The sequence below is a fragment of the Exiguobacterium sp. TNDT2 genome, from assembly GCF_003331145.1.
Lineage (GTDB): Bacteria > Bacillota > Bacilli > Exiguobacteriales > Exiguobacteriaceae > Exiguobacterium.
Genome location: NZ_QLVE01000007.1, coordinates 70,982 through 79,223 on the forward strand (window position 1 = coordinate 70,982; position 8,242 = coordinate 79,223).

At 36.2% G+C, this 8,242-nt stretch carries 9 protein-coding genes; 2 read left to right on the forward strand and 7 right to left on the reverse strand.

The window, feature by feature from the left end:
- Positions 1 to 41 precede the first annotated feature (41 nt).
- Positions 42 to 749 carry a hypothetical protein gene (locus DPV68_RS06180; protein ID WP_114165917.1) on the reverse strand — a complete coding sequence of 236 codons (708 nt, stop codon included), beginning with the start codon at positions 747 to 749 and terminating at the stop codon, positions 42 to 44.
- A 476-nt stretch (positions 750 to 1,225) separates the two neighbouring features.
- On the opposite strand from DPV68_RS06180, the gene DPV68_RS06185 reads away from it, so the two are divergent.
- On the forward strand, positions 1,226 to 3,064 hold the full coding sequence (locus DPV68_RS06185; RefSeq protein WP_114165918.1) for an AAA family ATPase: 1,839 nt from the start codon (positions 1,226 to 1,228) through the stop codon (positions 3,062 to 3,064).
- 6 nt (positions 3,065 to 3,070) lie between these two features.
- Positions 3,071 to 5,908: a nuclease domain-containing protein gene (locus DPV68_RS06190; protein ID WP_114165919.1), complete on the forward strand. Its 2,838-nt coding sequence runs from the start codon at positions 3,071 to 3,073 to the stop codon at positions 5,906 to 5,908.
- 75 nt (positions 5,909 to 5,983) lie between these two features.
- Here DPV68_RS06190 and DPV68_RS14960 read toward each other — a convergent pair whose 3' ends face one another.
- From DPV68_RS14960 to DPV68_RS14845, 6 genes are all read right to left on the reverse strand, one after another.
- On the reverse strand, positions 5,984 to 6,469 hold the full coding sequence (locus DPV68_RS14960; protein WP_198662259.1) for a recombinase zinc ribbon domain-containing protein: 486 nt from the start codon (positions 6,467 to 6,469) through the stop codon (positions 5,984 to 5,986).
- A 6-nt stretch (positions 6,470 to 6,475) separates the two neighbouring features.
- The gene (locus tag DPV68_RS15045; protein ID WP_370447067.1) at positions 6,476 to 6,763 is read right to left on the reverse strand and encodes a recombinase family protein; all 288 of its coding nucleotides are present in this window, start codon (positions 6,761 to 6,763) and stop codon (positions 6,476 to 6,478) included.
- Positions 6,750 to 7,223 (reverse strand): recombinase family protein, encoded by a 474-nt coding sequence (locus DPV68_RS15050; protein WP_332908962.1) that lies wholly within the window; start codon positions 7,221 to 7,223, stop codon positions 6,750 to 6,752. The genes DPV68_RS15045 and DPV68_RS15050 overlap by 14 nt, the downstream gene beginning before the upstream one ends.
- A complete protein-coding gene (locus tag DPV68_RS15055; protein WP_232819521.1) occupies positions 7,224 to 7,388 on the reverse strand; it encodes a hypothetical protein in 165 nt (54 codons plus the stop codon).
- Positions 7,389 to 7,541: 153 nt separating this feature from the next.
- Positions 7,542 to 7,862, reverse strand: coding sequence for a transposase (locus DPV68_RS06200; protein ID WP_114165920.1), 321 nt, complete (start codon positions 7,860 to 7,862; stop codon positions 7,542 to 7,544).
- Positions 7,863 to 7,892: 30 nt separating this feature from the next.
- On the reverse strand, positions 7,893 to 8,242 hold a 350-nt coding region (locus tag DPV68_RS14845; protein WP_370447066.1), incomplete at its 5' end, for a hypothetical protein.

The following is an 8,242-nucleotide window of genomic DNA, read 5'->3' on the forward strand; positions in this document are numbered from 1 at the left end:
AGAGTCATTTGCTTTCTTATTATAAGACCATCAATTTCAGGTCAATATGAAACATTAATTTCCTGTTTCGACTGTGAAAATCTAGTTAGACTACTGTCAATTTTATTTAGTTCTGCTATCGTAATAGGTTGAAAGATTCTGACCGTCTTTATATCAAATTTATAAGCTTTATAATATTGTCCCTCGATTGGACTATCATACTTTTCAATGCTCTGGAGATTTGCCGATGCAATAATCAAATTATCAAATTGAAAGAGTACTAGACAGCCCTCACATGCATTCATTCCGGTTTTCCTAAAGTAATACAATCCCTCTCGATTATCATTAAGGTTACCTAAGGAATAGTTCTTTTGAACATCCTCTATGCTTATTTCGGGAAATTCTTCTCTACTATTCATGGGCAATATCCTTATGGATGGAGGCAAATCATTTTTCGAAGTCGGCCTTGGCAAATCAATATTGATATGTAAATAATCTGCAAGCTTATACCATTCGGTACATCCTCTAATTTTTTTCAGTTCTTCAGAAAACACCTCTTTATGGGTTAGCTTCTTTGCTTCAGGAAAATACTCCGTGTAAAGTTTATAAAAACCAGCACCTGCCTCATTTACTCCTTTAGTTACAACCTTTGCTGATAGAAAAGGTAACCCAAGCTGAAAACACAGTTCCGAAACAACTCCAATATTCCTTGGAACCTGCCGATGGTGAATTGGTGGCGAGACTCTGTCTCCCAACTCCTTATACTCCACAATAGGCTCCCTTTTCTTCACAGTAATTAATAGTTATTCTGCCAGTTTTATTTGATCTGTAGTAAGTGTAATCATTTCGACATCTCCCGTTAAAGACTTTACTCCATTCTTTTCTTCGTAATGTCTCTGGCATCTGAAATTGTATCGCATGTAAGTAATATATCTAAATGACACCACACTCGACCACTTGGATAAATCTTTCCCGTCTTGACTTCTTTTGACGGCTTGATCGCAGGACCTAGGGAATAAATAAAGTGTGGTTCCCATTCCCTATCCGGCATTTCAGCTATATTATTGTGTGGATTAGTTGAAACATCATATCCTTCTAAGTAGTGGATTGATTGGAGCTTTCCATCATACCTAAATGCTATGTAATTTGGTGGTTTTTTTGGCCAGCCACTACCACCATATGTAGGAAATTGGTATGGTTATTTATGATAAAATCGAATTATAAATATTTTAATGGGGGCTTATAGATGATTGAGGCTATTACTATAGAAGCGTTCGCAAAATTATTGTCTGATAATAGAGAGGCATACGTATTGGAAAGAGCACAGTTAGAAGATTTCTGGCTTATTGGACGTGTAAGGAATCCTTTTGAAGAAAAACCATTTTTCTTTATTGAACAATTGATTAACCCATATACAGGTGTAGTTTTAGAATCTCAAATTTTTAGTAATTTTAGCCGTCCACAATCTATTTTTTGCCGAACAAAGGGCAAGGAAAGGTACTATGAGGACGGTATATTAGTGGCTGCAAAAGTTACACTCACTGAATTTGACAATGAGATAAAAAAAGGAAATATATTTAATACCACCTATAATGAAGTCTATCAAATTGAAGATTCTGATGAAATATTTGATTTAATAGGAATGAAAAAAGAGGACTTAGGTATTATCGCTTTAGCAAAGTCATTTCTATATAAAGACAGAGAAAGTCGTTTTATTGATGCCGCTAATATTATAAAAAGTAAAATTGAAAATGATATAAAGAATCTTAATTCAAAATTAGACGAAAACAAAAAACAACTATTGGATATGGAAAGGCAGAAGGATCGTTTAGATAAAACAAAACAAAACCTATATTCACTTCAGCAAAAACTAGAACAATTAGGTTTTGTATTTGACAAACAATCTGAAGACCAACTGGAAGAAACAGAAGAATCATTTCTTGATACACCGGAAACACTTTCTGAATTACTAAAAGGAATACAATCACAACTTAGTGCTCGTGGCTATCATTATGAGGAAAAAACATTACGTCAGCTATTACTAGCACTAATGACAGAGCAAATGATTATCTTGTCTGGTTCTTCAGGTACTGGAAAGACAACAATTGTGAAGCAGCTCGCGTCGATTATTAATGCAAAGTATGAAATAATTCCGGTTCAGCCAAGCTGGACTGATAAACAAGATTTACTTGGCTTTTATAATCCTATTAGAAAATTATATGTACCTTCTGCATTTTTAGATTGTCTTATCGAAGCGAAGCAAAATGAGGACCAGCTATACTTTATTTGTTTAGATGAAATGAACCTTGCACAGATTGAATACTATTTAGCTGACGTACTTAGTATAAGGGAATTAGAAGATGGAAAGCTTCGTTTATACAGTGATTTTGAATACGAACAAAATATGAATGAAATAAAATGGTTCGTTCAAAGAATGTCTCAAGAAAAAACACTAGAAATTGATGAAGCCTTAATAAAGATTCAAATGGATTCGTTAGCACATTATGAGATGGTTACTAGATTTGAAAATTTGAAACGATACGCACCAGCTCCTAGTATTCCTCAAAATGTTCGTATTATAGGAACAATGAATGTGGATGGTGCTGTACAAGCTCTGAGCCCAAAAGTAATTGATCGTAGCTTTATCATCCCCCTTTTTCGTCAGGAAAATGAAAAAGTAGCATCTGTTTCAGAAATTGGACAGTACGATATTTCTGCGCAGTACTTTACAGCCAATGCAGCCGAAACACCAATAATTTCTAATCAATTACGTGAAGCAGTAAATGATATACAACAAGAACTTAAAAACTGGCATATCGAATATAATGAACGTGTAGAAAGACATATTTTATTGTACTACGTAGCTGCAAAAAACTTAGGAATTTCTAATAAACAACTAGCGGATGATATTACCATAATGAAACTTTTACCTAGGATTCACGAAATGGTAGATGATGCACAACTAATTACAAGATTAATAGAAGTTGTTGAGCTTCATGTAAAAGATGAATTATTGAGTAAGCGAAAACTCGAAAAAATGCAGCAAAGATTTGAACAAACTGGCTTATACTCATATTGGAGTTGATAAGGCATGTATGTACAGTTATTCATGATCAAGGTGAGGTATGATCATAGCGTAAAACCAAACCAAAAACTGCTACCGATAAAATCTATAGATATTGGCGATAAAATTGCAAGAAAAAATAAAGAAGAGTGGGTTATTCCAAACCATTATCGCAACCAAAATGAAAATTTCATGCGACAAATTGGTGTTCGCTTCGTTGATAAGGAAAATAATGTTGAAAAAGTTTCTATTATTTCACCTGACGAAAAATCTAGTCATGATTTTGTTTATCATTCCGACAAGAATATTTGGTTTGAACCAACCCTTTTTTCAAATAAGAAGCGTAAGAACTATTATCTTTATGAAGAATCTAGTATTTTAACTGGACTCACAAATGCAGGAACAGCGAAGTTAAACTGTATAGCAAATGGTCAATCTGACAATTTTTCTGTCATCCACTTTGTTCCATCCTCCTTACCAATTGAGGATTATGAAGAAATGATCGCTGATTTATACAGAATCCGGGAGGATTTTGTACGAGATGACCGAAATGTTGCCAAAGTTGCAATTAGTTCAAATAAAGTTGTGATGGAACTACAGGAACAATTAAAAAAACTAACAACTGCAATTAAACAGATTAATGCTAGCCCACATACAGTACTAGAATTGCAAACAACGAAGAAAAAGCCTGAGAGCCACGGACGCTTAGACCTTCGTATGGAAATTGAACAATATATGAATCCTGGAAAACCAAATTATCGAAGTCGATCTCTCATACCTATGGTCGCTACGTATGAGAATAAGCTAATAAAACAACTATTGGGAGATTTAATTCGATATGCTGCTGCAATGGGTTCAAATGAAATTACAACAAAGTCTCTACTACGTAATGTAATAAATGAACGTGAAATGCATTTCCGTAAAAGTGATTTAGAAATTCAAAGATTACTTGGTTCTGTTGATAAAATAGAGGATATAAACAGATGCAACAGAATACATAGTAAGTTAATACAGGATATGCAACGTTACTTAGATGAAGAAAGCAGTATTCGAGAAAATATTAAAGCTACAGCGAACTTTAACGCAAATCCAAATAGAGTACTTGATACCCAATATATTGAACTAACACTTGAGATGAATGGCATATTTACGAATAGTAATCACTATTTTCATCATCAATCAGTTCAGGGAATGAGAGCACAATTAAAGTATGATAGACGTGAACAACAATTAAGGATAAGAAACTATGCTATCGAGACTGCTTTTGGCCGAATACCCCAGGTCCCAAATAGCCATTTTGGTACAATCCAACTTGGTAGTAATCATGTACAGTCCCAAATAAGATTTTATAAGGCTTTCTGTGAAGAAGCACAAATACAGTCAGAGCATCGACCTAGAACCATTTATATTCGTGGATTTGTGAGACCACAACCAAATGGTGTTGATGCAGTTGCCACTCCAAGACTTGATAATTATTACAATTATACATTTGACTTTGTGCATATTTCTAGTATTCACGTAAACGGTAACGAAATACTAGTTCCGGTAGATAGAGATTCTCTCCTAGCTTTTTTAGATAACGAATTACCGGTTATGATGCATGGTGCAGACCAAAGTGAAGAAGCGTTTATGCGTTTAAAGCAACTCGAGAAACTCCAAGCACTTACCAAATATAAAGAAGAGATTCATAGTGCTGCTGAGGAATTTGATGAGTTGAGAGAAACCGCACAGCGTTTATTGGAGTTGCCTCTATTTTCATCACTTGATTTAAATGAACGACTCCCAATAAGACCAACTCAAGTATTTTTGCATAATCCAACTTACCGAGTAGCATGGCAAGCAGTCAAACATATTAAGCATGAGCTTTCCGCATCATTATATGTAGAACAGCATCAACGACAGATTAGCACAGGAAAAGTAGAACATATTTTCGAAGTTTGGACACTTTATAAAATTTTACACCTATTAACTAAGGAAATGGGCTGGAGGTTAGATGGTTATAAGGATGTAACTACCTGCCTAGATGACTACTTACTCATTGGAAATCAAAAAGGACTCCAAAATTTCTCTGTTACACTTTCTTGGCAACATTGGCAAGTTGAACTCTATTATGAGCCAAAAATAGATTTACCCTTTAGCCAATACCTTACACCAGACTTCGTTCTGAAATTTAAAAAGAATAATAGGTCTATGGGGATTGTTGTTTTAGATGCAAAATATCGAAACTATAATTCACAGGGAATAGAACAGTGGTCAGAGGATATTATTGATATTGCAATTAATAAATACGGAAACATGCAGCCAATTGATTCAAAGTGGCAAGCCCCCATACTTGCATCCGGTATTATACACTCTGATATAACAATTTCTGAAAACTCCGAAGATAAGTATAACCCATACCATGTCATGTATAATGAAGCGCTTTTTAACACAAGTTTAAGTAATGAGAAGGCACATAAGTACGGTTCCATTTATATGATACCCTCTAAAACCTATGTTTTTAAAAATTGGTTCCGTTTGATTATGGAATACCATCTCTGCGAGCATAAAGTATGTTGGAATTGTGGAGATGCTGAAGGAGTACATGAGCGTCAACTCCTAACTCAAGGAGGATATCCAAAATACTATTACACATGCAAAACATGTAATGAATTCTGGGTGAAGGTACACTGCCGCTCTAATCGTCATAAACTTGTAAAACACATGAATAACTACCATCTACAAGTGGAAAGTCGCAGAAAATGGTATGTTATATGTCCAAGTTGCGGAGATGGCCGACCAACACAAGCAACGCCCCAACTAATAACAACTTTATTTGAACCACCACCAGAATTCATTGATTTTGATGATGATTTACCATGGTAATCTTAAAAGATTGTACAATATTAATTAGTTCAAAGGCTTGGATATTATTCCAAGCCTTTATATCCAATTTGGCATTCAACTTCTGTGCCATCCAACAAAGTCACAATTATTTTTTTCTCCATTAACCACTGTCATCTTTTCAATGAGTTTAAAATATAAATCTATATCAAACTTTGATAATAGAATAGCTTCTCTAAAAAGTTCAGTAAACTGTTCTATTTTATATTTTTGTAGGAGATCGTCGCCACCTTGCTGTCTCCACTTATTTATAAAGTGCTCTTTGTTTTCTAAGATGGCGTAAAATATATCTATAAATGCTTGGTATAAAGTTCTATCATCAATATGTTTATTCCCACAGCTCTTTTCACCTTTATTGGTATATTTTTTGTTGCATCTCCATATTTTCCTTCTAAGAGTTTCATCTGTAGAGTTCCAAACCTTTCTTCCGAAGGGGCTGCCACAATGACCACATATAACTCTTCCTGCAAAAGGATTATCAATCATAGCATAATCAACTTTTACAATCTCATATTTCTCTGCAAAGGCTCGCCTTCTCTCCATCTCTAGCTATACCGTTTCCCACATACCCTTTGGGATTATTGCTGGATGACTTTCTTCAACATAGTATCTTGGAATTTGGCCAGTATTTTGTACTCTCTTTTTCGTCAGGAAGTCGACCGTATAAGTCTTCTGAAGAAGAGCATCACCTTTATACTTTTCATTACTAAGCATTTTCCTTATGCTGCTTTCATACCATTTGGCTTTGCCGTTCCAGTTTGGAACACCCTCTTCCTCACGCTCTCTTGCTATCCTATTTGGGCCTTTTCCATCTAGATAGTCTTTATAAGTCTTTATAAATCCTTCTAACTATTTTAGCTTGATTTTCATTAATGATAAGGTTGCCATCTTCATCTTTGTCATAACCAAGGAATTTTGTATGATTAACTGCTGCTTTCCCTTGTTCAAACCGTCGCCGGATCTCCCAGATAGAGTTCTCCGAAATAGATCTACTTTCATCTTGGGCAAGGCTTGAAAGGATACTTAACAAAACCTCACCCTTGGCATCTAACGTATTAATTTTTTCTTTCTCAAAAATAACCCCAATTCCCAAGTCCTTTAGCTGCCTTACATAATTTAGGTAATCCAACGTGTTTCTTGCAAACCTTAATATCGATTTTGTAATAATCATATCTATTTTGCCAGCCTTGCAATCTTTAATCATTTTGTTGAACTGTCCCCGCTTTTTCGTATTCGTTCCCGATATTCCCTCATCCGCATATATTCCAGCTGGTTCATAATCGGCGTGGTTGGTAATTTAAGTTGTATAATATTCAACTTGGGCTTCATAGCTTGATAACTGTTCTAATTGGTCTGTCGACACTCGGCAATACGCTGCCATTTTCTTTTTCGGGGGATCGAACTGTTCTGGATGGAACATCTTGTTTGTACTTGCTGGTATAATGGTAATGTTTTTTACCATTCTTCATAACCTCCTGTACAATGGTTTCTTCTTTTATGTCAATCCTTCCAGTGTAATCAACGCTGTTAAAATGGTTCCTCCTCACTTTTGATGAAACGCTTCTTGCCTGTGGTTGTGTAGACATCGATTCATATTTTAGTAGAACAACGATCCTCAAGTGACATTCAATATTTTGATGCGCATCAGCTCCAATCCTGCCCGACCATACATTTGGCGTTTGATCGTCTTGAGCCGGTTGACCTGTCCCTCGACCATGCCGTTCGACCAGGGTAGCGTCATCCCGAGCCGGATGGCGTCGATGTCCCCTCGTATATAGGTTGCGAAAGAGGCTAGTGGAGTTTCGTTCATCCGTTCTACCTGTTCACACCACCATAAGGTATCCTGTTCAGACGTCCCTTCGTTGAAAAGATTCTTGAACGAACGGACGAGCTCGTTCAATACCTTCAAGAAAGGGTGAATGTCCAGTATCTTTATGAGAAGTGGTTTGTTAGAAGGCTCGTCCTCTCAGAGGACTTTCTGGATGATTCGTCGATTGATGTTAATCTCGTGTGGGACTGCTTTTTTCAATCTTGCCACATATGGTCGAAACGTACTGATTCCACGGAGATATCCTTTCCGTTTCAACGTCCGGTACATCCATTCGGTCGTCCTGCCTTGGCGGATCCATCTGACGATATCTCTCTTATAGATGTCTGCGCTGTGTCGTCGATATGACCGATTGATTCTTGGTGGCTCTGTCATCTCTAGGTATCTACGGCACGTCTTTGGATCGATATGGTGACGTCTGATCAACTCGGAAATCGGAACACCCTGTCTTGCATCCTGTTGTACTGCGAGAATAAGCGTCCATTTTC

Coding starts and splice junctions, on each gene's coding strand:
- DPV68_RS06185 (WP_114165918.1), top strand. CDS start 1,226: ATGATTGAGGCTATTACTATAGAAGCGTTCGCAAAATTATTGTCTGAT.
- DPV68_RS06190 (WP_114165919.1), top strand. CDS start 3,071: ATGTATGTACAGTTATTCATGATCAAGGTGAGGTATGATCATAGCGTA.
- DPV68_RS15055 (WP_232819521.1), bottom strand. CDS start 7,388: ATGGTAAAAAACATTACCATTATACCAGCAAGTACAAACAAGATGTTC.
- DPV68_RS14960 (WP_198662259.1), bottom strand. CDS start 6,469: ATGGAGAGAAGGCGAGCCTTTGCAGAGAAATATGAGATTGTAAAAGTT.